The sequence below is a fragment of the Pseudomonas sp. RIT288 genome, from assembly GCF_000631985.1.
GTDB lineage: Bacteria > Pseudomonadota > Gammaproteobacteria > Pseudomonadales > Pseudomonadaceae > Aquipseudomonas.
In genome coordinates this window covers 106461-131814 of sequence record NZ_JFYN01000034.1, presented here as the reverse complement: position 1 = coordinate 131814, position 25354 = coordinate 106461, and the positions used below count along the sequence as shown (strand labels likewise).

23 protein-coding genes are annotated in these 25354 nt (G+C 61.9%); 4 read left to right on the top strand and 19 right to left on the bottom strand.

Going from position 1 to position 25354, the window contains the following annotated elements; all coding sequences use genetic code 11:
• The first annotated feature begins 35 nt into the window (after window positions 1–35).
• The gene (locus BW33_RS19405; protein ID WP_003221193.1) at window positions 36–341 is read left to right on the top strand and encodes a PsiF family protein; all 306 of its coding nucleotides are present in this window, start codon (window positions 36–38) and stop codon (window positions 339–341) included.
• A gap of 169 nt (window positions 342–510) precedes the next feature.
• Window positions 511–1524, top strand: coding sequence for an AI-2E family transporter (locus BW33_RS19400; protein WP_047600630.1), 1014 nt, complete (start codon window positions 511–513; stop codon window positions 1522–1524).
• Window positions 1525–1659: 135 nt separating this feature from the next.
• Here BW33_RS19400 and BW33_RS19395 read toward each other — a convergent pair whose 3' ends face one another.
• Complete coding sequence (locus BW33_RS19395; RefSeq protein WP_047600627.1) at window positions 1660–2934, bottom strand: Hsp70 family protein; 1275 nt, start codon at window positions 2932–2934, stop codon at window positions 1660–1662.
• A 291-nt stretch (window positions 2935–3225) separates the two neighbouring features.
• Here BW33_RS19395 and BW33_RS19390 point away from each other — a divergent pair, with 291 nt between their 5' ends.
• Both BW33_RS19390 and BW33_RS19385 read left to right on the top strand, forming a co-directional pair.
• The gene (locus tag BW33_RS19390) at window positions 3226–4176 is read left to right on the top strand and encodes a DnaJ C-terminal domain-containing protein (RefSeq protein WP_047601078.1); all 951 of its coding nucleotides are present in this window, start codon (window positions 3226–3228) and stop codon (window positions 4174–4176) included.
• 23 nt (window positions 4177–4199) lie between these two features.
• Window positions 4200–4505 carry a chaperone modulator CbpM gene (locus tag BW33_RS19385; protein ID WP_047600625.1) on the top strand — a complete coding sequence of 102 codons (306 nt, stop codon included), beginning with the start codon at window positions 4200–4202 and terminating at the stop codon, window positions 4503–4505.
• 112 nt (window positions 4506–4617) lie between these two features.
• Here the strand turns inward: BW33_RS19385 and BW33_RS19380 are convergent, their stop codons facing one another.
• The 18 genes from BW33_RS19380 to BW33_RS19295 form a co-directional block, all read right to left on the bottom strand.
• Window positions 4618–5745: a sensor histidine kinase gene (locus tag BW33_RS19380; protein WP_047600624.1), complete on the bottom strand. Its 1128-nt coding sequence runs from the start codon at window positions 5743–5745 to the stop codon at window positions 4618–4620.
• 147 nt (window positions 5746–5892) lie between these two features.
• On the bottom strand, window positions 5893–7593 hold the full coding sequence (gene ureC, locus BW33_RS19375; protein ID WP_047600621.1) for an urease subunit alpha: 1701 nt from the start codon (window positions 7591–7593) through the stop codon (window positions 5893–5895).
• Window positions 7594–7763: 170 nt separating this feature from the next.
• Window positions 7764–8072, bottom strand: a complete 309-nt coding sequence (locus BW33_RS19370) for an urease subunit beta (RefSeq protein WP_047600618.1) — start codon at window positions 8070–8072, stop codon at window positions 7764–7766.
• The gene (locus BW33_RS19365) at window positions 8069–8605 is read right to left on the bottom strand and encodes a GNAT family N-acetyltransferase (protein WP_027613558.1); all 537 of its coding nucleotides are present in this window, start codon (window positions 8603–8605) and stop codon (window positions 8069–8071) included. Before BW33_RS19365 ends, BW33_RS19370 begins: the two co-directional genes overlap by 4 nt.
• Before the next feature lie 6 nt (window positions 8606–8611).
• The gene (locus BW33_RS19360; protein WP_047600616.1) at window positions 8612–9145 is read right to left on the bottom strand and encodes a GNAT family N-acetyltransferase; all 534 of its coding nucleotides are present in this window, start codon (window positions 9143–9145) and stop codon (window positions 8612–8614) included.
• Window positions 9146–9154: 9 nt separating this feature from the next.
• Window positions 9155–9457, bottom strand: a complete 303-nt coding sequence (ureA, locus tag BW33_RS19355) for an urease subunit gamma (RefSeq protein WP_007915951.1) — start codon at window positions 9455–9457, stop codon at window positions 9155–9157.
• A 144-nt stretch (window positions 9458–9601) separates the two neighbouring features.
• Window positions 9602–10441: an urease accessory protein UreD gene (locus tag BW33_RS19350; RefSeq protein WP_047600611.1), complete on the bottom strand. Its 840-nt coding sequence runs from the start codon at window positions 10439–10441 to the stop codon at window positions 9602–9604.
• Window positions 10442–10471: 30 nt separating this feature from the next.
• Window positions 10472–11170 carry an urea ABC transporter ATP-binding subunit UrtE gene (urtE, locus tag BW33_RS19345; RefSeq protein ID WP_047600609.1) on the bottom strand — a complete coding sequence of 233 codons (699 nt, stop codon included), beginning with the start codon at window positions 11168–11170 and terminating at the stop codon, window positions 10472–10474.
• Window positions 11171–11291: 121 nt separating this feature from the next.
• On the bottom strand, window positions 11292–12161 hold the full coding sequence (gene urtD / locus BW33_RS19340; RefSeq protein WP_047600607.1) for an urea ABC transporter ATP-binding protein UrtD: 870 nt from the start codon (window positions 12159–12161) through the stop codon (window positions 11292–11294).
• The gene (gene urtC / locus BW33_RS19335; protein ID WP_047600605.1) at window positions 12158–13237 is read right to left on the bottom strand and encodes an urea ABC transporter permease subunit UrtC; all 1080 of its coding nucleotides are present in this window, start codon (window positions 13235–13237) and stop codon (window positions 12158–12160) included. Before urtC ends, urtD begins: the two co-directional genes overlap by 4 nt.
• Window positions 13237–14739: an urea ABC transporter permease subunit UrtB gene (gene urtB / locus BW33_RS19330; RefSeq protein WP_047600603.1), complete on the bottom strand. Its 1503-nt coding sequence runs from the start codon at window positions 14737–14739 to the stop codon at window positions 13237–13239. Before urtB ends, urtC begins: the two co-directional genes overlap by 1 nt.
• Window positions 14740–14975: 236 nt before the next feature.
• Window positions 14976–16241: an urea ABC transporter substrate-binding protein gene (gene urtA / locus BW33_RS19325; RefSeq protein ID WP_047600601.1), complete on the bottom strand. Its 1266-nt coding sequence runs from the start codon at window positions 16239–16241 to the stop codon at window positions 14976–14978.
• A 312-nt stretch (window positions 16242–16553) separates the two neighbouring features.
• On the bottom strand, window positions 16554–17564 hold the full coding sequence (locus tag BW33_RS19320) for a FecCD family ABC transporter permease (protein WP_047600599.1): 1011 nt from the start codon (window positions 17562–17564) through the stop codon (window positions 16554–16556).
• Window positions 17561–18508 carry an ABC transporter substrate-binding protein gene (locus tag BW33_RS19315; protein ID WP_047600596.1) on the bottom strand — a complete coding sequence of 316 codons (948 nt, stop codon included), beginning with the start codon at window positions 18506–18508 and terminating at the stop codon, window positions 17561–17563. Before BW33_RS19315 ends, BW33_RS19320 begins: the two co-directional genes overlap by 4 nt.
• Entirely contained in the window at window positions 18505–19293 is a 789-nt protein-coding gene (locus tag BW33_RS19310; protein WP_047600594.1) for an ABC transporter ATP-binding protein, read from the bottom strand. Before BW33_RS19310 ends, BW33_RS19315 begins: the two co-directional genes overlap by 4 nt.
• A gap of 121 nt (window positions 19294–19414) precedes the next feature.
• Window positions 19415–21538 carry a TonB-dependent receptor gene (locus BW33_RS19305; protein ID WP_047600591.1) on the bottom strand — a complete coding sequence of 708 codons (2124 nt, stop codon included), beginning with the start codon at window positions 21536–21538 and terminating at the stop codon, window positions 19415–19417.
• A 150-nt stretch (window positions 21539–21688) separates the two neighbouring features.
• Window positions 21689–23068, bottom strand: coding sequence for a PepSY-associated TM helix domain-containing protein (locus BW33_RS19300; protein WP_047600589.1), 1380 nt, complete (start codon window positions 23066–23068; stop codon window positions 21689–21691).
• A gap of 126 nt (window positions 23069–23194) precedes the next feature.
• Window positions 23195–25315, bottom strand: coding sequence for a TonB-dependent copper receptor (locus BW33_RS19295; RefSeq protein WP_047600586.1), 2121 nt, complete (start codon window positions 25313–25315; stop codon window positions 23195–23197).
• Between the last annotated feature and the right edge of the window lie 39 nt (window positions 25316–25354).

The following is a 25354-nucleotide window of genomic DNA, read 5'->3' as shown; positions in this document are numbered from 1 at the left end:
CGCATCCATCGATGCGGCGACAAGGAGAAAACTCCATGAAGATGTTGCGTGTCCCGTTGTTGATGATCGGTCTGCTGCTGTGTTCCCAGGGTTTTGCCGCCACGGCGCAACAGAACAAAATGACCACCTGCAATGCTGATGCTACCGCCAAGAGCCTCAAGGGCGATGAGCGCAAGACTTTCATGAGCACCTGCCTCAAGGCTGCACCGGCCGCCAATGACGCCAAAGTGCTGACCCCGCAGCAGGAAAAAATGAAGACCTGCAACGCCGATGCGAAAACCAAGGCGCTGACCGGCGATGCGCGCAAGACCTTCATGAGTGATTGCCTGAAGAAAAAATAAGATCAAAAGATCGCAGCCTGCGGCAGCTCCTACATGAGACCGCGATCCTGTAGGAGCTGCCGCAGGCTGCGATCTTTTCGGCGCGACGAGGATGCTGGGCATCTACTCGCTTCGGCGCCGGATCGCTGGCAGACTGCCAATCCTTTTACGCCGTTCGTTTTGAGGCTGTATGCCAACGTTTTCTGAGCGTCATGTTGTGTTTTGGGTCAGTTGCATCATTATCTGTGGCGGTCTGTTGCTGGTGTTGCCGCTGCGTTTGTTGCCCAGCCTGCTGGCCGGTCTGCTGGTGTTCGAGCTGGTCAACATGCTCACGCCGCAACTGCAACGGCTGATCGAAGGCCGGCGTGCGCGCTGGCTGGCGGTGGCCCTGCTGGGCACATTGGTGGTCAGTGTGCTGGCGCTGATCTTCGCCGGCGCCATCAGTTTCCTGCTGCACGAAGCGGAAAACCCCGGCGCCTCGCTCGACAAATTCATGGGCGTGGTCGATCGCGCGCGGGGGCAACTGCCGCCGTTCCTTGATGCCTACCTGCCGGCCAGTGCCGCAGAGTTTCGCGTGGCTATCGGTCAGTGGGCCAGCAAGCACCTGTCCGAGCTGCAACTGGTGGGCAAGGACGCGGCGCACATGTTTGTCACGCTGCTGATCGGCATGGTGCTCGGCGCGATCATCGCCTTGCAGCGCATTCCCGACGTGACCAAGCGCAAACCGCTGGCCGCGGCACTGTTTGACCGCCTGCACCTGCTGGTGCAGGCCTTTCGCAACATCGTCTTCGCGCAGATCAAGATTTCCCTGCTCAACACAATCTTTACCGGGATCTTTCTTGCAGTGATCCTGCCGATGTTCGGCATCAAACTGCCGCTGACCAAGACCCTGATCGTCCTGACCTTTCTGCTCGGCCTGCTGCCGGTGATCGGCAACCTGATGTCGAACACGCTGATCACCATCGTCGGCCTGTCGCTGTCGATCTGGGTGGCAGTGGCGGCGCTGGGCTATCTGATCTTTATCCACAAGCTCGAATACTTCCTCAACGCGCGCATCGTCGGCGGGCAGATCAGTGCCAAGTCGTGGGAATTACTGCTGGCGATGCTGGTGTTCGAAGCCGCGTTCGGCCTGCCGGGCGTGGTGGCGGGGCCGATTTATTACGCGTATCTGAAGAGTGAGTTGAAGCTGGGCGGGATGGTTTGATTCAGAGTTTGTCGTGTTTGAGCTGGCCTCTTCACGAGCAGGCTCGCTCCCACATTTTGAGCGCATTCCTTCAGTTGAAATGCGATCCACTGTGGGAGCGAGTCTGCTCGCGAATGGCGCGCCGCTGATTCTGGATCAGACCATCGAACCGTAGCGCTTCATCGCCTCAATCGCCAGACCGCTGCCAATGCTGCCAAAGATATTGCCTTCCACATGTCGCGCATTCGGCAGCATCGCCGAAACACTGTTACGCAGCGCCGGAATGCCGCTCGAACCGCCGGTGAAGAACACCGTATCGACCTGCGCCACTGACACGTTGGCATCGTTCAACAGCTGCGTAACGCTGCCGCGCACCCGTTCAAGCAAGGCGTCGATCGACGATTCGAACAGGGCGCGGCTCAGTTCCACGCTAAGGCCCGGTTCGATGCGGTCCAGCGGCACGTGGCGGCTGTCGGCGTGGGTCAGCTGGATCTTGGTTTCTTCGACTTCCATCGCCAGCCAGTGCCCGGCGCGCTGTTCGATCAGCTTGAACAACCGGTCGATACCGCCGGTGTCCTCGATGTCGTAACGCATGCTGCCCAGCGCCAGGGTGGATTTCTGCGAGTACACCGAGTTGATGGTGTGCCAGGTCGCCAGGTTCATGTGGTGACTGGTCGGCATGTAGGCGCCGCTCTTCATCCGGCTGCCGTAGCCGAACAGCGGCATCAGGCCTTGCAGGCTCAGTTGTTTGTCGAAGTCGGTCCCGCCGATGTGCACGCCGCCGGTGGCGAGGATGTCATCGTGACGGTTGTCCATGCCGCGACGCTCGGGCGACAGGCGCACCAGCGAGAAGTCCGAAGTACCACCGCCGATGTCGACGATCAGCACCAGCTCTTCTTTCTCGATGGTGGACTCGTAGTCGAATGCTGCGGCGATCGGTTCGTACTGGAACGACACGTCCTTGAAGCCGAGCTTGCGCGCCACTTCGACCAGGGTGTCTTCGGCTTCCTGGTCAGCCAGCGGGTCGTCATCGACGAAAAACACCGGGCGCCCCAGTACCACTTGCTCGAATTCCCGACCGGCGGCCGTTTCGGCGCGGCTCTTGAGCTGACCGATGAACAGCCCCAACAGGTCCTTGAACGGCATCGCCGTGCCGAGAACGCTGGTGTCGTGCTTGATCAGCTTGGAACCGAGCAGGCTCTTGAGCGAGCGCATCAGCCGGCCTTCATAGCCTTCCAGGTACTCGTGCAGGGCCAGGCGACCGTAAACCGGACGGCGCTCTTCGATGTTGAAGAAGACCACCGACGGCAGGGTGATCTTGTCGTCTTCCAGCGCGATCATCGTTTCCATGCCGGGGCGCAGCCAGCCGACGGTGGAGTTGGAGGTGCCGAAGTCGATACCGCAGGCACGTGCTGGAGAGGCGTTGTTCATGTCTTTCGGGTTCCGGTCAAAAAACGGCCGCGCAGTGTATGTCAGTGCGCGCAAGATTCGAAGGCCGGTCATCTGCTATTTCACGACTAAGCTTCTTGAAAGTCGCAGCTTCGCCCCAAACTTGCTGGCATGGGCCGGCAGACATACCGGCGGTCGCAAGAACCGTCGTCCACTGCCGATAAACTTCTGCTGCGCCACCCGGTCACAAAGTTGAGATCGGTCAACCCGGCACGCGCGAATGAGCGCATGCTGGCCTCGGCGCGAAATCGATAACGGATGGTGATTCCTTCGATGGACTTCAAAGACTATTACAAGATACTCGGCGTGGAGCCGACAGCGGACGACAAGGCAATCAAGGCTGCCTATCGCAAGCTGGCGCGCAAATACCACCCCGATGTCAGCAAGGAAAAAGACGCCGAGGCCAAGTTCAAGGACGCCTCGGAAGCCTATGAAGCGCTGAAAAGCGCCGACAAACGCGCCGAATACGACGAGCTGCGCCGTTATGGCCAGCACGGTCAGCCGTTCCAGGGCCCGCCGGGCTGGCAGAGCCGTGGCGGTTTTGGTGGCGGCGGTGGCGACACCGGCGACTTCTCGGACTTCTTCAGTTCGATCTTCGGCAATCGCGGCGCCGGTTTCGGTGGCGGCGAGGGTCGGCAGCAACGCAGTGCAGGGCGCCGAGGGCAAGACGTGGAAATGGAACTGCCGGTCTTCCTTGAGGAGACCCTGTCGGACGAATCGAAGAATGTCAGCTTCCAGATCCCGCAATACAACGCCAACGGTCAACACGTCAGCAACACCAGCAAGAGCCTGAACGTGAAGATCCCGGCGGGCGTCACCGACGGCGAGCGCATCCGCCTCAAAGGACAGGGCGCACCGGGCATCGGTGGCGGCGCCAATGGCGACCTGTACCTGACCATTCGTTTTGCGCCGCACCCGAAATTCGATGTCGAAGGCGAAAACCTGATCATCACCTTGCCATTGGCACCGTGGGAGCTGGCGCTGGGCGCTGAAGTCGCCGTGCCGACGCTGACCGGCAAGATCAACCTCAAGGTTCCGGCCGGCAGCCAGAACGGCCAGCGTATGCGCGCCAAGGGTCATGGCTTGAAAAACAAGGCCGGTGAGCGCGGTTATCTGTTCGTGCAGCTCAAGGCCGTGATGCCGAAAACCTCCGACGACGAGGTCAAGGCGCTGTGGCAGGAACTGGCGAAGAAAGCCGCGTTCAACCCACGAGAGAACTTCTGAATCCGACGACGGAGTAGCCCATCATGAGCAGCCCCCTGATCGTTCAACTGGACATGGCAGAATTCTGTGAGGCGGCCGATCTGTCGGACGTCTACGTGATCGAAATCGTCGAACACGGCATCCTCGAACCTCAGGGCGCGCAGCCCCGGGAATGGCGGTTCACCGACTACGAGTTGAGCCTGGCCAAGCGCGCCGCGAAGTTGCGGCGCGAGCTGGAGCTGGAGTGGGACGGCGTCGCGCTGGCACTGAATCTGCTGGAGGAAGTGCATGAACTGCGGGCGGAGAACCGGATGCTCAGGCAGCGTTTGGGGCGCTTGGTGGTCGAATAGGTTTTCGGTGGTATTGGCCGGCCTCATCGCTGGCAAGCCAGCTCCCACTGGGGAATGCGATCAAATGTGGGAGCTGGCCTGCCGGCGATGACTTCACCGCAGATTTTCCTGCTTAAAGCGTTCTCGGCAACACCACACTGAACAGCGTCCCGTCAGCCGCGCTCGAGCTGACTTCGATCGTTCCGCCATGGGCGGTCACCACTTCCTTGACGATGAACAAGCCCAATCCGAGGCTGGTCGACGGCTGCCCGAGCTCTTCGTCGGCGCTGCGCACCAGCGGGTCGAAAATCGTACCGATCGCCTCTTCGGAAATCGGTGTGCCGTAGTTGTGCACCGACAGGCACACGTTGTCGCCCTCGCCACGCAGATCGAGGGTCACGTCGCGCTGGCTGGTGCCGTGCTGCAAGGCGTTGCCGATCAGGTTTTGCAATAACTGGTCGATTCGCGCGGCGTCCCACACCCCGCGGGTGTCGCCGTGCACCGTGAGCTTGGGATCGGATAGCGGATTACCGGCGCAGGCTTCGGCTATCGCCGCTCGCGCCGCAACGGCCAGATCCATCGCTGCCGGCTCGATCGGCAAGCTACGGCCCAGGCGACTGCGCACCAGTTCCAGCAGATCGCTGACCATCGCCGCCATGTGTCGCGCACCGCGCTTGATGTGCAGGGCGCAGGCCAGCGCATCGCCCTCAAGGCTGGCTTTGCGCAGCAACAGCTCGGTGGACATGCTCACCGCCTGCAGCGGCGCGCGCAGGTCATGGCCGAGGATGGCGAGGAAAATATCCCGCGAGCGATTGACCTGCTCAGCGTAGGCCGCAGTGGATTCGGCGAGGGCTTCGTCGATGGCTTCGTTGAAGCGGATCATGTCCTGGAAATAGGTGATGTCAGGCGATTCGAGGCTGTTGACCCACAGGCGGATCACGCAGGCGCGCAAATGGCGGAATTCGCTGGTCATCTGCACCAGGTCAAAACCGACCGTGTGGCGCAGTTCGCCATGGCTGGCGCCGGCCTCATCCAGGCTCGGAGTCTTTTCCGGGCCCTCGCCCTTGGCTTTGGCGGCCTGTTCGGCGGGGCTTTGCGGTTTGTTCATGTCGCGAGCGGCGGCCCGCAGAATTTCGCTGGCGTGATCGCGCAACGCAGTGGAATCCAGATGGTCGGCGGCCGGCGTGATGGTCGCGGCGAACTGTTCCCACTCATCGACGATAGGGTCGATATTGGCCACGATGAACTCGGAAAGACGCATGGGCAGTTCCTGAAAATAGGCGGAGCGAATCGAATATTAGCCCCTTTGGCGGGAAATACACGACCGTTTGCACAGTGCTTTTCCAGCACCACGAAAAAGGCCCCGGGATCGTGCGCAAGACACGATCCCGGGGCCTTTTGCCGTGCGTCAGAACAGGAAGTAGCGCTGCGCCATCGGCAGGGTTTCAGCCGGTTCACACCAGAGCAGCACGCCGTCGGCCTTGACCTGATAGGTCTGCGGGTCGACGTCGATGTTCGGCAGGTAATCGTTGTGGATCAGGTCGGTTTTCTGTACGTCGCGGCAACCTTTGACCACGCCGATTTTCTTCTTCAATCCCAACGCTTCAGGCAGCCCGGCCTCCTGCGCGGCCTGACTGATGAAGGTCAGGCTGGTGGCGTGCAGCGAGCCGCCGTAGCTGGCGAACATCGGGCGGTAGTGCACCGGTTGCGGGGTTGGAATCGACGCGTTGGCGTCGCCCATCAGGCTGGCGGCGATTGCACCGCCCTTGAGGATCAGCGTCGGTTTGACGCCGAAGAACGCCGGACGCCAGAGCACCAGGTCGGCCCATTTGCCGACTTCGATCGAACCCACTTCATGGCTGATGCCGTGAGTGATCGCCGGGTTGATCGTGTATTTGGCGATGTAGCGCTTGGCGCGGAAGTTGTCGTTGCCTTCGCCGTCCTGGGGCAGCGGGCCGCGCTGTTTTTTCATCTTGTCGGCGGTCTGCCAGGTGCGCGTGATGACTTCGCCGACGCGGCCCATGGCCTGGCTGTCGGAGCTGATCATCGAGAACGCGCCGAGGTCGTGGAGGATGTCTTCGGCGGCGATGGTTTCGCGGCGGATGCGGCTTTCGGCGAACGCCACGTCCTCGGCGATGCTCGGGTCGAGGTGGTGGCAGACCATCAACATGTCGAGGTGTTCGTCGATGGTGTTGCGGGTGAATGGCCGGGTCGGGTTGGTCGAGCTCGGCAGCACATTCGGGAAACCGCAGGCCTTGATGATGTCCGGCGCGTGGCCGCCGCCGGCACCTTCGGTGTGATAGGTGTGGATAGTGCGGCCCTTGAACGCACCGAGGGTGGTTTCGACGAAACCCGATTCGTTGAGGGTGTCGGTGTGGATTGCTACCTGCACGTCGTACTGGTCGGCGACGCTCAGGCAGTTGTCGATGCTCGCCGGGGTGGTGCCCCAATCTTCGTGCAGCTTGAGGCCGATGGCGCCGGCCTTGACCTGCTCGATCAGCGGCTCCGGCAGGCTGGCGTTGCCCTTGCCGGTGAGGCCGATGTTCATCGGGAACGCGTCGGCGGCCTGGAGCATGCGCGCCAGGTGCCACGGGCCGGAGGTGCAGGTGGTGGCGTTGGTGCCGGTGGCAGGCCCGGTGCCGCCGCCGATCATGGTGGTGACGCCGCTCATCAGCGCTTCTTCGATCTGCTGCGGGCAGATGAAGTGGATGTGCGTGTCGATGCCGCCGGCGGTGAGGATCATGCCTTCACCGGCGATCACTTCGGTGCTGGCGCCGATGGCGATGGTCACGTTGGGCTGTACGTCCGGGTTACCGGCCTTGCCAATCGCGGCGATACGCCCGTCCTTGAGGCCGACGTCGGCCTTGACGATGCCCCAGTGGTCGATGATCAACGCGTTGGTGATCAGCGTGTCGACCACTTCGGCGGCGAGCAACTGGCTCTGCCCCTGGCCGTCGCGGATCACTTTGCCGCCACCGAATTTCACCTCTTCGCCGAAGGTGGTGAAGTCTTTTTCGACCTCGATCCACAACTCGGTGTCCGCCAGGCGCACCTTGTCGCCGACGGTGGGGCCGAACATGTCGGCGTAGGCTTGCCGGGAAATCTTCATTTCAATTCCTTGCACAAATTTATTGTGGCGAGGGAGCTTGCTCCCGCTGGGCTGCGCAGCAGCCCCAAAACCTGCCAATGATTTCTTTCACTCATACCGCGTTCCCCGGGTTGGCGAGTGCTACGCACTCGAGCGGGAGCAAGCTCCCTCGCCACAGGATTGTGTGCATGTCAGTCGAGATCCCCCATGATCCGTCCGGCAAAACCGAACACCCGCCGATGCCCGGCGTACTCCACCAGCTCGACCTCGCGGCTCTGCCCCGGCTCGAAGCGCACGGCGGTGCCGGCCGGGATGTTCAGGCGCATGCCACGGCTGGCGGCGCGATCAAAGGTCAGCGCGTCGTTGGTTTCGAAAAAGTGATAGTGCGAACCGACCTGGATCGGCCGGTCGCCGCTGTTGGCGACTTTCAGGCTGAGGGTGCGGCGGCCGACATTCAGTTCGATGTCGCCGGGCTGGATCTGGTACTGGCCGGGAATCATGGCCGGGCTCCTTGCAGAATCTTGTAGTAGAGGGCGGTCGGACGATAGGTACCGTGCGGGTCGCAGGCGTAGTCGGGAATTTCGCCGGCACGGGTGTAACCCAGGGCCTTGTAGAAATCTTCGGCGGGCGAGCCGGCCTCGGTGTCGAGGTAGAGCATGCCGCGCTTGTGCTTGGCCGCTTCGAGCTCCAGCGCATTCATCAATTGCTGGCCGAGGCCACGACGCCGCGCCTGTTCGCGCACCAACAGTTTTTGCACCTCGGCACGATTGAGGCCGTTGGCCTTCTGGCACAGACCCAACTGCACGCTGGCCTGCACCTCTTCATCCTTGACCACCACCCAGAGCAACACGCTGCCCTTGTTCACTTGTTGCTGCACTTCATCGAAATAGGCGCGGGCCTGCGCGGCATCGAGGTCGGCCATGAAGCCGACGCTGGCGCCATAACCCACGGCGTCGAGCAGCAGATCAATCAGACCCTGACGATAGTGCGCAAAACTTTCCGCATTGACGCGTCGCAGTTGGGCGGGGTTCATCGCGTGTCACTCCTTGTTGGCGACCGGCGGCTGGGCGCCAGGATTGAGGGTCAGTTGCATGAAGGTCAGATCGAGCCAGCGACCGAACTTGGTGCCGACTTGCGGCATTTGTCCGGTGATGCTGAAACCGGCGCGTTCATGCAGACGAATGGAGGCGGCGTTGCCACTTTCGATGGCGGCGACCATCACATGCTTGTCGCAGGCCTTGGCCCGCTCGATCAACACGCTCATCAATTGCGGGCCAAGCCCATTGCCGCGCTGGTCGCTACGCACGTAGACCGAGTGCTCGACGGTATGGCGGAAACCGTCGAACGGCCGCCAGTCGCCAAAGGAAGCGTAGCCGAGCACAACGTTGTCGGCGTCGACGATCACCAGAATCGGGTAGGCCTGGGCCTGACGGGCGCTGAACCACGCCTGGCGGTTGCCGAGGTCGACCGCCGATTCGTTCCAGATCGCCGTGGTGTTGAGCACCGCGTCGTTGTAGATGTCGCGGATCGCCGGCAGATCGGCGTGCAGGGCATCGCGAATGGTGTAGGTCATGGCGCGGCCTCAGACAATCGGCTGGTGGACGGTGACCAGTTTGGTGCCGTCGGGGAACGTTGCCTCGACCTGGATCTCCGGGATCATTTCCGGGATGCCTTCCATCACCTGCTCGCGGCTCAGCAGCGTGGTGCCGAAGTGCATCAGCTCGGCCACGGTCTGGCCGTCACGGGCGCCTTCGAGCAGGGCGGCGGAGATGTAGGCCATGGCTTCCGGGTAGTTGAGCTTCACGCCTCGGGCCAGTCGGCGCTCGGCGACGAGGCCGGCGGTGAAGATCAGCAGCTTGTCTTTTTCGCGTGGGGTCAGGTCCATTTGTTTTTCTAATCTCGGCAGAAGAAAGTTAAGTCGTACACCCTGTAGGAGCTGCCGCAGGCTGCGATCTTTTGATGTTGCTCTTGAGGATCAAAAGATCGCAGCCTGCGGCAGCTCCTACAGGGGTTTAAAGGGGGTTGCATTTCAGGTGTTCCAGATTCTGGGGGGCTGGGCCTCGCGGCCGAGCAGGGCCGGGCGCAGCAGGCGCCACAGGTCGATCAGCCAGGCGCGCGCCAGCAGTGCCTCGCTCGCCAGGCAACGGGCGACCAAAAGCCCCGGCAGTTGGCTCAGATCGCCGCGCACGGCATGCCCCAGCGAGCGACACCGCTCCAGCAGCTCGGCATCGATTTCACCGGTCACCAGCAGCGTCGCAAACACCGGATTGCCATCCAGACCGATCGGCGAATCCAGCAACCCGTCACCGCCAGTAATCCTCTGACGCTCGTGCCAGAGCAATCGCCCGTCGCGGTGGATGTCCAGATGCGCTTGAAAGTGTCCGAGGTCGAAGCGCTCGCCACTGGCCGGGCGACCCAGCGCCACCACGTCCCAGTAGAACAGCCGCGCATCGCCCTCAAGCTCGATCGAGGTGGTGAGTTCGGCCTGGGCGGCGCTGTAGACGATGGTTTCCTGCGGCAGCCATTCCAGCGTCGCGCCGGCAGCGACTTTCAGATCGAGTTGCTGATACGCCGGCCCCGCCGCTCGATACCACTTGGCGGCGCCAGGGCTGGTGATCTGTGCCCAGGCGTCCTGTTCGACGCGGGCGCTGATGTTCAGTCGGTCACCGCCGGCGATCCCGCCCGGTGGGTGGACGATGATGTGCTGGCAGACCTCGGGGCCTTCGGCATACAGGTGCTTTTGCACGCGCAGCGGGCCGAGGTGCCGGCGCTGTACCGGGCGCGTGCAGTCGCCGAAGCGCGCGTAGGCCAGCTCCAGCTCGGCGTGCCAGCTCGGGGTAAACAGGGCAGTGGGAAGCGCTAGATTCATGGTGTGTAATTATCGTTAGGAAGCTACAGATTAAATTGTTACCAGACCTCGTACACCCTCGGCTTCCATATTTTCGCCGCGACCCTGCTGCACGATCTCGCCCCGGGACATCACCAGGTATTGATCGGCCAGCTCCGCAGCGAAATCGTAGAACTGCTCCACCAGCAAAATCGCCATGTCGCCCCGCGCCGCGAGCTTTTTGATCACCGCGCCGATCTCCTTGATCACCGAGGGCTGGATGCCTTCGGTGGGCTCGTCGAGGATCAGCAAGCGTGGACGACTGGCCAATGCGCGCCCGATAGCGAGCTGCTGTTGCTGACCGCCGGAGAGGTCGCCACCGCGACGCTGCTTCATTTGTAGCAGCACCGGGAACAATTCGTAGATGAAACCTGGTACTTCTTTCGCTTCGCTGCCGGGAAACCGTGACAGGCCCATCAGCAGATTTTCTTCCACGGTAAGTCTGCCGAAGATTTCCCGGCCCTGTGGCACGTAAGCGATCCCGGCATGAACCCGTTGGTGCGGCTTGAGCGTGGTGATCGCTTGGCCTTCCCAGTTCACCACGCCTTCCTTGGCCGGCAACAGGCCCATCAGGCATTTGAGCAGGGTGGTCTTGCCCACGCCGTTGCGCCCGAGCAGGCAGGTGACTTCGCCGACTTTCACGTCGAATGAGAGGCCACGGAGGATGTGGCTACCGCCGTAGTACTGGTGCAGTTTGTCGACTTGCAACATTCTCTAAATCTCCTCAAATCCCTGTGTAGGAGCTGCCGCAGGCTGCGATCTTTTGATGTTGTTTTTTAAGATCAAGATCAAAAGATCGCAGCCTGCGGCAGCTCCTACAGGGGATGGATCATCAGCGGCCGAGGTAGACCTCGATCACCCGCTCGTTTTCCTGCACCTGCTCCAGCGATCCTTCCGCCAGCACGCTGCCCTGATGCAGCACGGTCACGTGGTCGGCAATCGAGCCGACGAAGCCCATGTCGTGCTCCACCACCATCAGCGAATGCTTGCCGGCCAGCGACTTGAAAAGCTCGGCGGTGAACTCGGTTTCGGCATCGGTCATGCCCGCCACGGGTTCGTCGAGCAGCAGCAGTTGCGGGTCCTGCATCAGCAACATGCCGATCTCCAGAAACTGCTTTTGGCCATGGGACAACAAGCCTGCCGGGCGATTGACCGACGTCGTCAGGCGAATGGTCTCCAGCACTTCGCTGATGCGATCGCGCTGCTCGCCGCTCAGGCGTGCGCGCAAACTGGCCCACACCGACTTGTCGGTCTTCTGCGCCAGCTCCAGATTCTCGAACACGCTCAGCGCTTCGAACACCGTCGGTTTCTGAAACTTGCGGCCGATCCCGGCCTGGGCGATCTGCACTTCGCTCATCTGCGTCAGGTCGAGGGTTTCGCCGAACCACGCCTTGCCGTGACTGGGGCGGGTCTTGCCGGTGATCACGTCCATCAGCGTGGTCTTGCCCGCGCCGTTGGGGCCGATGATGCAACGCAATTCGCCAACACCGATGTACAGGTTGAGATTGTTCAGCGCGCGGAAGCCGTCGAAGCTGACGCTGATGTCTTCCAGGGTCAGGATCGTGCCGTGGCGGGTATCGAGACCCGGGCCGACGCGTTGGCCGAGGCCGAGCGAGTCACGGCTGGTGCCCTCGTCCTTGTTCGGTTCCACGGGGAAAAACGCCGGTTCGAGCATGAATTCAGCACTCGCAGTGACTCTCATTGTTCACCTCGTTTCTTCAGCAGGCCGATCACACCTTTGGGCAAATACAACGTCACGACGATGAACAGCGCGCCGAGGAAGAACAGCCAGTATTCGGGGAAGGCCACGGTGAACCAGCTCTTCATGCCGTTGACCACACCGGCACCGAGCAACGGCCCGATCAGCGTACCGCGACCGCCGAGGGCGACCCACACCGCCGCTTCGATCGAGTTGGTCGGCGACATTTCGCTGGGGTTGATGATCCCCACCTGCGGCACATACAAGGCCCCGGCCAGACCGCACAGCACCGCGCTCAGGACCCAGACGAACAGCTTGAAGCCGCGCGGATCGTAGCCGCAGAACATCAGGCGGTTTTCCGCATCGCGCAGCGCGGTCAGCACCCGGCCGAACTTGCTTTGTGCCAGACGCCAGCCGATGAACAGACTCGCCACCAGCAACAACACGGTGGCCAGAAACAGTACCGCGCGAGTGCCCGGTTCAGTGATGCCGAAACCGAGAATCGTGCGGAAATTGGTGAAGCCGTTGTTACCGCCGAAGCCGGTCTCGTTGCGGAAAAACAGGAGCATCCCGGCGAAGGTCAGGGCCTGGGTCATGATCGAGAAATACACGCCCTTGATCCGCGACCGGAAGGCAAAGAATCCGAACACCAGCGCCAGCAGCCCCGGCGCCAGCACCACCAGGCACATCGACCAGATAAAGCTGCTGGTGCCGCTCCAGTACCACGGCAGTTCGGTCCACGACAGAAAGGTCATGAACGCCGGCAAACCATCACCGGCGGCCTGACGCATCAGGTACATGCCCATCGCATAACCGCCGAGGGCGAAGAACAGGCCATGACCCAGCGACAGCAGCCCGGCGTAGCCCCAGACCAGATCCAGCGCCAGAGCGACGATGGCGTAGCAGAGGATTTTGCCGACCAGCGTCAGGGTGTAGGCCGAAACATGCAGCGCGCTGTCCGGTGCCAACAGCGAGAGCAGCGGCAGGACGATCAGCAGCGCGAGGATCACCGCGCCGATGGCGAGGGTGACTTTCGGCCCGGCCTTTTGTGTGGCTGTGACAAGTAGAGGCTGGTTCATCAGTCGATCACCCGTCCTTTCAGTGCGAAGAGGCCTTGCGGACGTTTCTGGATAAACAGAATGATCAGCGCGAGGATCAGGATCTTGCCCAGTACCGCACCGATCTGCGGTTCGAGAATCTTGTTGGCAATGCCGAGGCCGAAGGCCGCGAGCACGCTACCGGCCAACTGGCCGACGCCGCCGAGCACCACCACCAGGAACGAGTCGATGATGTAGCTCTGGCCGAGGTCCGGGCCGACGTTGCCGATCTGGCTCAGCGCCACACCGCCTAGGCCGGCAATGCCCGAGCCGAGGCCGAAGGCGAGCATGTCGACGCGACCGGTCGGCACGCCACAGCAAGCCGCCATATTGCGGTTTTGAGTGACGGCGCGAACGTTGAGGCCGAGGCGGGTTTTGTTCAGCAGCAGCCAGGTCAGCACCACCACGAACAAGGCGAAGGCGATGATCACGATGCGGTTGTACGGCAGCACGAGATTTGGCAGCACCTGAATGCCGCCGGACAGCCACTCCGGGTTCGCCACCTCGACGTTCTGCGCACCGAAGAGCAAACGCACCAACTGGATCAGCATCAGGCTGATGCCCCAGGTGGCGAGCAGGGTTTCCAGCGGTCGGCCGTAGAGATGACGAATCACCGTGCGTTCCAGCGCCATGCCGATCGCCGCCGTAACGAAGAACGCCACCGGCAGCGCGATCAGCGGGTAGAACTCGATGGCTTGCGGAGCGTAGCGCTGGAACATCAGCTGCACCACGTAGGTCGAGTAGGCGCCGAGCATCAGCATCTCGCCGTGGGCCATGTTGATCACCCCGAGCAGGCCGAAGGTGATCGCCAGACCGAGGGCCGCGAGCAACAGAATCGAGCCGAGCGACATACCGCTGAAGGCTTGACCGAGTACTTCGCCGATCAGCAGTTTGCGCTTGACCTGAGCCAGGCTGGTTTCAGCGGCAGTGCGCACCCCGGCATCGCTTTCGACGCCGGGTTCGAGCAGTCCTTCGAGGCGGGTGCGGGCCAGCGGATCGCCGGTTTCACCCAGCAGGCGCACCGCGGCCAGACGCACAGCCGGGTCGCTGTCCACCAGTTGCAGGTTGGCCAGGGCGAGGCTCAGGGCGGCGTGGACGTTCTCGTCTTTTTCGCCAGCCAGCTGCTGGTCGAGGAATTTCAGCTGCGCGGGTTTCGCGCTTTTCTGCAATTGCTGCGCGGCAGTCAGACGAGTTTTGGCGTCGGCGGCGAGCAATTGGTGGCTGGCCAGCGCGGTGTCGATCAGACCCCGCAGGCGATTGTTCAGGCGCAGGGTTTTTGGCTGGCCGTCGATGATCAATTCGCCTTGTTGCAGGGCGTTGATCAGCTCGACACGCGCCGGCTCGGGCTGCGCGGCCCAGGCTTCCAGCAGTTTGGCTTGCTGCACGGGATTGGCGGCGACGAAGTCTTCGGCGTCGCCGGCAAAGGCAGTCATCGGCAACAGCAGGGCGATGACCAGAAATAAGCGGTAAAGGGTAGTCGGCATAAAGAGTCGCCTTGCGCGGACTAATGATGGGCACAGTCTTTGTGGCGAGGGGATTCATCCCCGATCGGCTGCGAAGCAGTCGCGAATCAGTCGACGCGATCAATCTGGTACACCGCGACTCCTGTATTTGGGGTCGCTTCGCAACCCATCGGGGATGAATCCCCTCGCCACAAAGGCTCACTCCTACAGGGGGATTGTGTCGGGCCGATAATCCTGGCCAGCCCGACGTCCAATGCTCAGTTACTCTTCACCGCATAATCCGGCTTCTTGTCGTTGCCATCGATAAACGGACTCCAAGGCTGGGCGCGGATCGGGCCTTCGGTCTGCCAGACCACGTTGAACTGACCGTCGCTCTGGATCTCGCCGATCATCACCGGTTTGTGCAGGTGGTGATTGGTCTTGTCCATGGTCAGCGTATAACCGGACGGCGCGGCGAAAGTCTGGCCGGCCAGCGCTTCGCGAACTTTGTCGACGTCGGTGGACTTGGCTTTTTCCACTGCTTGCGCCCACATGTGGATGCCGACGTAAGTGGCTTCCATCGGGTCGTTGGTCACCGCTTTGTCGGCGCCCGGCAGGTTGTGTTTCTTCGCGTAGGCCTTCCAGTCAGCGACGAACTTCTTGTTCACCGGGTTCTCCACGGACTCGAAGTAGTTCCACGCCGCGAGGTTGCCCACCAGCGGTTTGGTGTCGATGCCGCGCAGCTCTTCTTCACCCACCGAGAACGCCACCACCGGCACGTCGGTAGCCTTCAGGCCCTGGTTGGCCAGCTCTTTGTAGAACGGCACGTTGGAGTCGCCGTTGACCGTGGAGATCACTGCAGTCTTGCCGCCGGCAGAGAATTTCTTGATGTTGGCGACGATGGTTTGATAGTCGCTGTGACCGAACGGCGTGTAGACCTCTTCGATGTCCTTGTCGGCCACGCCTTTGGAATGCAGGAACGAGCGCAGGATCTTGTTGGTGGTACGCGGGTAGACGTAGTCGGTGCCGAGCAGGAAGAAGCGCTTGGCGCTGCCGCCTTCTTCGCTCATCAGGTATTCAACGGCGGGGATCGCTTGCTGGTTCGGCGCGGCGCCGGTGTAGAACACGTTCGGCGACATCTCTTCACCTTCGTATTGCACCGGGTAGAACAGCAGGCCGTTGAGTTCTTCGAACACCGGCAGCACCGATTTACGTGACACCGAGGTCCAGCAACCGAACACCACGGCGACCTTGTCCTGAGTCAGCAACTGCCGGCCCTTTTCGGCAAACAGCGGCCAGTTCGACGCCGGGTCGACCACCACCGGTTCGAGCATCTTGCCGTTCACCCCACCCTTGGCGTTGATCTCGTCGATGGTCATCAGCGCCATGTCTTTGAGCGACGTTTCGGAGATCGCCATGGTCCCGGACAACGAGTGCAGAATCCCGACCTTGATGGTCTCGGCAGCCTGGACAGTCCAGGTCATGCCCATCGCGGCAATGCTTGCCGTGAGAGTGAAAGCCTTGATCAAACTGCGACGCTTCATTGTGCGATCTCCATGAACGTTAAAGTTTTTTATGGTTGGCAGATGCGGACGACTGAAGGTGTGTTTTGCAAGGGCTGTGCCCGGTCGGGATCGGGCAGGAAAATGTCGGTTTAGAGCGGTCGCGCGTCGGCGGGATGCACCATGAAGGGACGAGTCGCGTGTGACGGTGCATTCGTGTGCGCCAGATTAGGGCGCACTCTGATCCTGTAGGAGCTGCCGCAGGCCGCGATCTTTTGACTTTGTTTTTTAAAGTCAAAAGCAAGATCAGAAGATCGCAGCCTGCGGCAGCTCCTACAGGGGGATTGTGTTGGATTAGCGGCGGCGCATCAGGCCAATGAAGAACAGGCCGCCGATGGCCGCGGTGGCAACGCCGATGGGCAAGTCTTCCGGCGCGATCAGGGTTCGCGCGGCAACATCGACCCACACCAGAAACAGGCTGCCGAGCAGCACACAGGCGGGCAGTAATCGGCGGTGTTCGGCACCCACCAGACGCCGGGCAATGTGCGGCACCATCAGCCCGACAAAACCGATCGAGCCGCTGATCGACACCAGCACCCCGGTCATCAAAGACGCGATCACAAACACCCGCAGGCGAACCGCGCGGGCATTCAGACCGAGGGTGACGGCGGTCTGTTCGCCGGCCATCAGTGCGTTCAATGGCCGGGCCATGCCCAACAGCAGACCGAGGCCGAGCAACACGCTCAGCGCCGGCACCGTCAGCAACTCCCAACGCGCGAGGCCAAGGCCGCCGAGCATCCAGAACATCACCGCCGAACTGGCGCGATGGTCGCCCATGAACAGCAGCAGATTGGCGATCGCCATCATCACGAACGACACCGCCACGCCGCACAACAGCAGGCGATCGCTGTCGAGCCGACCCTGACGGTTGGCAATGCCCAGTACCAGAAACATGCTCAGCAATGCACCGATGAACGCGGCAATCGGCAGGGTCAGCAGGCCGACGATTTCACCGATGTGCAGCACCACGATCACTGCGCCGAGTGTCGCGCCGGAGGTGACGCCGAGCAGGTGTGGATCGGCCAGTGGGTTACGCGTCACCGCTTGCAGCACCGCGCCAATCAACGCCAACCCGGCACCGACCAACGCGCCGAGCAACATGCGCGGCACACGGATCAGCCAGACGATGTGTTCCTGCCCGGCGCTCCAGTTCACCTCGCCGAGACCGAAGGCTTTGTGCAACAGAATCCGCCACACCACGTCCACCGGCACCTGCGCCGGGCCAAAGCCGAGCGACACCACGCACGACACCAGCAACAGGGCACCGAGGGCGGTCAGCAACAGGGCGTAGCGACGGTCGATCATTCGCCGTGGAATCCTTTGGCCAGGGTTTCCACCGCCAGCACGTTATCGATCCCCGGCGTGGCCTGCACGTAGGGGATGACGATGAAACGCTGGTTCTTGATCGCGTCGACCGCTTGCAATGCCGGGTTCTTCAGCAGAAATTCGATCTTCTGCTCGGCAGTGATTTCGCTGTAGTCGACGATCACGATCACCTGCGGATTGCGCTCGACCACGGTCTCCCAGTTGACCCGGGTCCAGCTCGCGTCGACGTCGTCGAGAATGTTGCGTCCGCCCGCCGCATCGATCAGCGCTTGCGGCATGCCGAGTCGCCCGGAAGTCATGGCGCGGTCTTCACCGCTGTCGTAGAGAAACACTCGCGGCTTGTCGGCGGGCAGGTCTTTGCGGATCTCGGCGACCTGATTCTGCATGTCGGCGATCAGCGCGTTGGCGCGATCCTGTACATCGAAAATCTTCCCGAGGTTGCGCAGGTCGTTGTAGGTGTCGTCCAGCGTCGCCGCCGGGCGCTTCATCACGAAGGCGCAGGACTCGGTCAGCTCATACACGTTGATGCCCAGCGGTTGCAGGGTCTGCGGCGTGAGGTCGCCGCCGACGCGCATGCCGTAATCCCAGCCGGCGAAGAACAAATCGACGTTGGCGTTGAGCAGGGTTTCCACCGACGGATATTTCGCGGCCAGTTCCGGCAAACCGTCGAGCAGCGACTGCATCTCGGGCGTTACCGATTTCCAGCCGCTGACGCCGCTGTAACCGGCCATGCGTGGTTTGAGGCCGAGGGCGAGCATCATCTGGGTCATGTTGATGTCGTGGCTGACCGCGTGCTTCGGTGCCTCGTTGAAGGTCACTTCACGGTTGCAGCTGTGGATGGTCAGCGGGTATTTCGTGGCCTCGGCCAGGGCCTGGGCACTGCACAACAGAAGAGCGACGCAAAGCAGGGAACGCACAGTCATGATCGGGTTATCCAGGTGATTCGCGGGTAGCCGTGGAGGGGGTGGGAATCGATCAACGCCTCGACGCCGAACACGTCGTGCAGCAGCTCAGTGGTGAGCACTTCTTGCGGCGTGCCGCTGGCGACGATGCGTCCGTGATTGATCACGTACAGTCGGTCACAGAACGCGGCGGCCAGGTTCAGGTCGTGAATGCTGGCGAGGGTGCCGATCTGCAGACGTTTGACCAGTTGCAGCAGTTCGAGCTGATAACGCGGGTCGAGGTGGTTGGTCGGTTCGTCGAGGATCAACAGTTGCGGTTGCTGAGTCAGGGCGCGAGCAAGGATCACCCGTTGTTTTTCACCGCCGGACAGGGTGGCGAACGCATGGTCTTCGAAGCCTTCGAGGCCGACGGATTTGAGCGCTTGCGTCGCCAGGTTGCGATCTTCCAGCGTGTCGCCATCGAACAAGCCTTTGTGCGGCGTGCGGCCCATGGCGACCACTTCTTCGACGGTCAGGCCAAAGGCGTCGGGGAATTCCTGCAGGACCACGGCGATGCGTTTCGCGCACCAGCGCGAGGATTGCTTCCACACGTTGTGATGATCGAGTCTGACCTCACCGCTTTCCGGCTGACTGAAGCGATAGGCGCAACGCAGCAGGCTGGTCTTGCCGCTGCCGTTGGGACCGATCAGCCCGACAAACTCACCGGCGGCCACCTGCAACGAGGCGTCACGCAGCTGGAACTGGTGATGGCAGTGGCCGTGGCCCAGAGGTGTCCAGGCGAGGTTGGCGAGGTTTAGCGAGGTCATCAAATTCTCATGAAGCGGTGCTTGCCCTGTAGGAACTGCCGAAGGCTGCGATCTTTTGCTGTTGCTTTGAAAGATCAAGGTCAAAAGATCGCAGCCTGCGGCAGCTCCTGCAGGGATTGGGTTAGAAGGTGTAATCGGCCGTGACGAAGAACGATCTCGGCTCGCCGAGAATCCACTGCTGGCCCGCATTGTATTGGCTTTGTGCGTACTGGCGGTCAAACAGATTGTTCAGTTGCAGGCCGAGCGTGGTGTTGCGCAGGGCTTGCCACGACAGCGTCGCATCGACCACGGTGTAACTCGGCAGCTCGTTGCGGTTGGCCATGTCGGCGTAACGCGCATCGACATAACGCACGCCGGCACCGGCCTTCAGATCATCGCTGAGTTTTTTGTTCAGCCACAGATTGGCGGTTCGCCGCGGTACATCCACCGGGCGATTGCCGTTATACGACAGGGTTTGCCCGTTGACCACTTCGGAGAAATCATCGTACCTGGCCTTCACAATCGCCGCGTTGGCTTGCAGTTGCCAGGCGTGCGGCAGTTGCAGATCGAGGCTGGCTTCCAGGCCGTTGGACGATTGCTGGCCGACTTGCTGCTTGAGCGTCGGGTTGCCCGGATCGTCGGTCAACAGCTTCTTCTTGACGATGCGATAGGCTGCCAGGGTGAACTCGCCGCGCTGATCCCAGAACAACTGCTTCATGCCGACCTCGGTCTGGCGTGCAGTCGACAGGTCGTATTGCTGCTGGCTCGGACTCAGGGATATCAGGCCGCCGATGCCGTCGGTGCTGGTCGCGACCTGAGCGTAGAACGAAGTCTCGGGCGTCAGGGCAAACACCAGTCCGGCCTTCCAGTTGTTGCCGGTCAGAGTCTTGTCGCTCTGGCTGTCGTTGATCAGGTTGTTGCGGTCAATGTGCACGTAATCACGGCGCACACCGGTCACCAGCGACCAGCGCTCGCTCAGTTGCGTGCGGTTTTCGGCGAACACCGACATCTGTTTCGTGGTGCTGTCGAACTGGTCGCGGTACGGGTTGGCGCTTTCAAAATAGCCCGGCTGCGGGTGATACAGATCCAGCGCCTGACCGTCCGGCAGCACATCGTTGAATGGCGAGTTGCTGTTGAGCTGGAAGCGGATGCGGTTGTAATCGATGCCGGTCACGGTCTGGCTGTCGAGGCCGAACAGCGAGTGCTTGAAGGTGAAGGTCTGGCGGTCACCGATCTGCTCTTGCTGGTGGCCGATGCCGAAGTAGCCGCTGCGACTGAGTTGTTGCGTGGTGGTGTCGAAGTTGTAGTTCTCGGCGTTCTGCCAGCGGCGCTGGGCCTTGAGGTAGTACAGCTCGTTGCTGGCGCTGACCGCATCGTTGATCTGCCAGTCAGTGCTCAGGCGCGTCCATTGATCGTTGTAGTGCTGCTGGTCGTCGTGCACGTTGTAGTTCTTGTTGCGCAGGCTGTCGCGCAATCGGCCGTTGATCAGTGGCGTGCCGAAGTAGTTTTGCGGGCGCTGATCGCCGTAGTCATGGGCGAGGGTGAAGGCCAGGTCGTCGGTGGCCTGCCAGCGCAGCGCAGCGCTGATGAAATCGCTTGATGAATCACCGCGATCGATCCAGCCGTTGCTGCGCAGGCGATTGAGATTGAGGCGATAGCTCAGGGTGTCGCTCAGCGAACCGCCGCTGTCGAACGCCTGCTGCTGGCTGTCGTAGGAGCCGTAGCCAAGGCGCAGGTGGTTTTCGATTTCACCCTCGAACGGCTTCTTCGGAATCACATTGACCACCGCACCGGTCGCGCCTTCGCCGTACAGCACCGAAGCCGGACCGCGCAGTACGTCGACGCGCTGCACCGACCAGGTGTCGACCGGAAAGGTCACGGTGCCCATGCCGGTGTACATCCGATTGCCGTCATACAACTGCATCACCGAACTCTGCCCGGTAAAACCGCGTGCCTGCAACGAGGTGCCGCCATCGCCCGGGGTGCCAGTGCGGCTGATACCGGTGCTGCGCGACACGGCGTCCTGCACGCTGCGATCACCCCGGGCACGCACCTGCTCGCCGCTGAGGCTTTCGACGCTGGCCGGGGTTTCCATCGCCGTCAGGTTCAGGCGCGAACCAGCGGTGGTCGGTGTGGTCAGGCTGACACTTTCTTCGTCAACCGCAGGCGCGGAGATGGTGCCGGTGGGCAGCGTCAGCGGCTGGCCGTCAGCGTTGGCGTTGTTCAGGGCGAACAGGCAGAGGCTGGACAAGAGGTACTTGTTCATCGGGGCGGTGAATCACTTCTTCAAAAGAAAGCCCGCAACGTTTGGCTGCGGGCAGAGCGGCATATTTGCGTTATACAGTAACACTAAAAAATGCCGAAGTTTAAGCCCCGGCAGTTTAAAGATCTGTCTGAAACGCGCATCTCGCCTGCTTCACGATGAAGTTGAGGCAGATTCAGCTTGGCGGCCCAGACGCGACAACAGCAGGCGATCCAGCAGCCAGACCAGTACCAGCGAAGCGCCCACCAGCGGAAAGATCACGGCCAGCGCGAGCATGATCGCCACACCGGTTTTCCATTTCGGCAGGTCATGGCGCAGCGGCGGCACGCCGAACTTGCCCTGCGGACGCCGCTTCCACCAGATCACCACGCCGCTGACGGCGCTGAGCAGAATCATCAGGCAGATCAGCAGCACGACGATCTGGTTGAAGGTGCCGAACATCTTGCCTTCATGCAGCATCACGCCGATCTCCGTGGCCCGCGCCACTGCGCCGTACTGCTCGAAACGCACATCGGCGAGGACCTTGCCGGTGTACTGATCGACATGCAGGGTCGCATCGTTACGCGGGTCGTCGGCGAACACGGCGATGGTGAACACGCCGGTCGCGGTGGTCGGCAGAGTGATGCTGTAGCCGGGCTCGACCTTGCGCTCAATTGCGATGTTCTGCACGTCTTGCAGGCTGATCGCGGGAGCAGCGGGGCCGTGTTGCATGCCGCCGTGGGCCATGTGCTCGGCATGGTCACCGGACATCGGCATCGGCGTGTTTTCCATTGCCCACGGCACGGTCTGGCGCGCGGCGTTGTTGAGGCTGCCGGCCTCGACGTCGGAAGTCGGTACGTTGTTCCACATCGCAGCCGGGAACACGTTCCACACCTGGGCATATTGCTTGCCCCAGAAACCGGTCCAGGTCATGCCGCTGAGCAGCATCACCAGCAACAGCGCGGCGCCCCAGAACCCGGTAACCGCGTGCAGATCACGCCACAACACCCGACCGCGGCTGTTCAGCCGTGGCCACAGAATTCCGGCGGCCTGACCCCGCGGCCACCACAGGAAAACCCCCGACACCACCAGCACGACGCCCCAACCGGCGGCGAGTTCGATCAGGCGGTCACCGAGCGTGCCGATCATCAACTCGCCGTGAATGGCGCGCGCGACGGCTTGCAGATTTTTCTTCGCATCCTGCTCGCCAAGGATGTCGCCGTGGTACGGATCGATGAACACATTGAGTTCATGGCCCTCATTCTTGACGACAAACTGGGCGCTGCGTTCGGCGTTGGCCGGCGGCAGGTATTGGGTGATCTGACCCTGTGGATAAGCGTTCTTGACCCGTTGCAGCAGGTCATCGGCCGGCACCGTGTGATGCCCGGCGGGGACGTTGAGCAGGCTGCTGTACATCAGTGAATCGAGTTGCGGTTTGAACAGGTAGATGATGCCGGTCAGGGCCAGCATCACCATGAAGGGCGCGACGAATAGGCCGGCATAGAAATGCCAGCGCCAGGCCAGGTTGTAGAAATTCGGTTTGGGCTTTTGCATCACGTTTGCTCCGCTTGGCGAATCATTCTTTTAGATCAAAAGATCGCAGCCTTCGGCAGCTCCTACAGGGGGCGCGCGCTCCTCTGCAGGAGATGGCGCAGCCTGCGATCTTTTGATTTTTTCTTGTTAGAAACTCATATCGACCTTGGTCCAGAGCGTGCGCCCCGGTTCATTGATCGCTTGCGGGTCGTTGGCCGGGTAGCCGAAGCCGGCGTTACCGGCCAGGTTCAAGTGCTCGGCATAAGCCTTGCCGAACAGGTTGTCGACGCCGGTGCTGACCTTCCAGTTTTTGTTGATCCGGTAGGCGCCGTTGAGCGAGAACACGCCAAAGCCGCCGCTCTTGTCGTAGTCCTTGCCGACCACGTTGCCCTTGTTCTGGTCGATGCGGTTTTGCGCCGCGACCACGCGCCACAGTGCCCCGGCGCTCCAGTTGTCTTCGCTGTAGGTCAGGCCGAAACGCGCATCCAGCGGCGGCATTTGCGGCAGGGCCTTGCCGTCGCTGCTGTTCTTGCCCCAGGCGTAGGCCAGGGTCGCGTCGGCCTTCCAGTGGTCGGTGAGTTTGTAGGCGGCGCCGAGCTCGCCGCCCATGATCCGCGCGTCGATGTTTTCCGCGCGCGAAGTGCTCATGCCCATCATCGTTGGCGTGTAGTCGAACAGGATGTAGTCACGCACCACACCGATGTAGCCCGAGGCCCAGGCTTCGAGTTCGGCGGTCTTGTAGTTCACGCCGAAGTCGAACTGGGTGGTCTTTTCCGGTTTGATCGAGTCGAACGCATTCAGCGAACCGGCCGGGCCGGACTTCGGTGAAAACAGCTCCCAGTAATCCGGGAAGCGCTGCGCGTGGCCGAGGCCGGCGTACAGCGTGGTCGGGCTGTCAGCGAGGTCATGCTCGTAACGCACGAAGCCGCTCGGCAAGGTGTCGGCGCGGGTCTCGTCGGCGGTCGGATTTGGCCGGCTCATCATTCCGGAGCCCATGCTCTGCCGGTAATCCTTGGCCGAGGCGCGGTCGACCCGGATGCCGGTAATCAGCCGATCACGATCGGCGGCGTACCAGGTCATTTCGCTGAACACGCCGTAGTTATGGAAATCGGCATCCTTGGTGTACGGCTGATCCTTGTAGGTGTCGATGCCCATGCCGCTGCGCTGACGATGCTCGTTGGTCTGCGCATCGAGGCCGGTGATCAGCTGGATGTCGGCCCAGCGCCAGGTGGCCTTGATCCGCGCGCCGAGGGTGCGACGGTCGACGTTGGAGGCCATGGGCCCGGCTATCATCCCGGTGCCGGATGGCGTGCGCAGGCTGTAGTTGTCCATCACGTGGTCGGCGTAGTTGTAGTAGACCTGTGCTTCGAGTTTCTCCAGCACGTCGGTGATGTTGGATTTTTCGAAGCGCAGACCGAGGCTTTCGCGCAGGAACTGCGAACCGTCCATGCCGCGTCCGGCGTAGCGCGCTTCGCCATCGCCCTTGCCGGCAGTCAGTTCGATCAGGGTATCGGCGTCCGGGGTCCAGCCGAGCGCGATATCGCCGTTCCACTTGTCGTAGCGCGACGGCACGCTGTCGTTGTTGCCGTCGCGGTAGTCGTCGGAGTGCGCGGTGTTGCCGATCACTCGCACGTAGCCCAATGGCCCGCCGGCAGCGGCGTCGACAACTTTGTCGAAGCGTCCGTTGGAACCGGCCAGCACGCTGGCATTCACCCGCGTGCCGAGTTCGCCGAAGCTTTCCGGTTCACGGTCGAACAGCACCGTGCCGGCCGATGCCCCCGGCCCCCAGAGCACGGTTTGCGGGCCTTTGATCACCGTGAGTTTGTCGTACGTTTCCGGCGAGATGTACGAGGTCGGCGCATCCATCCGCCCCGGGCAGGCGCCGAGCAGCATGCTGCCGTTGGTGAGAATGTTCAGCCGCGAACCGAACATCCCGCGCAGCACCGGATCACCGTTGGTGCCGCCATTGCGCACCAGGGCGAAGCCGGGAATGGTCTTCAGATAATCGCCGCCGTCACTGGCCGGCACCGGCTGACGCGGATCCTTGGGGTTGGTGACGATAGTCAGCGGCGAGCTTGGAGCGATCGCGGTGATCACCGTCGGACTGAGTTCTTCGTTGTGCCCGGCGTGGTCATCGGCCAGCACCAGCGGGGACAGCAGGACGCCGCAAAGGACGGCGGTGGCGTGCGAGAAACGAATGCGCGATTCGTTCAAGTCGAAGGACGTCCGGGCGGAACCCGAGCGTGGAACAGCAGAAAACCTGGACATGACAATTTCCATCAAACAGTCGTAAACGACACGGCCGGC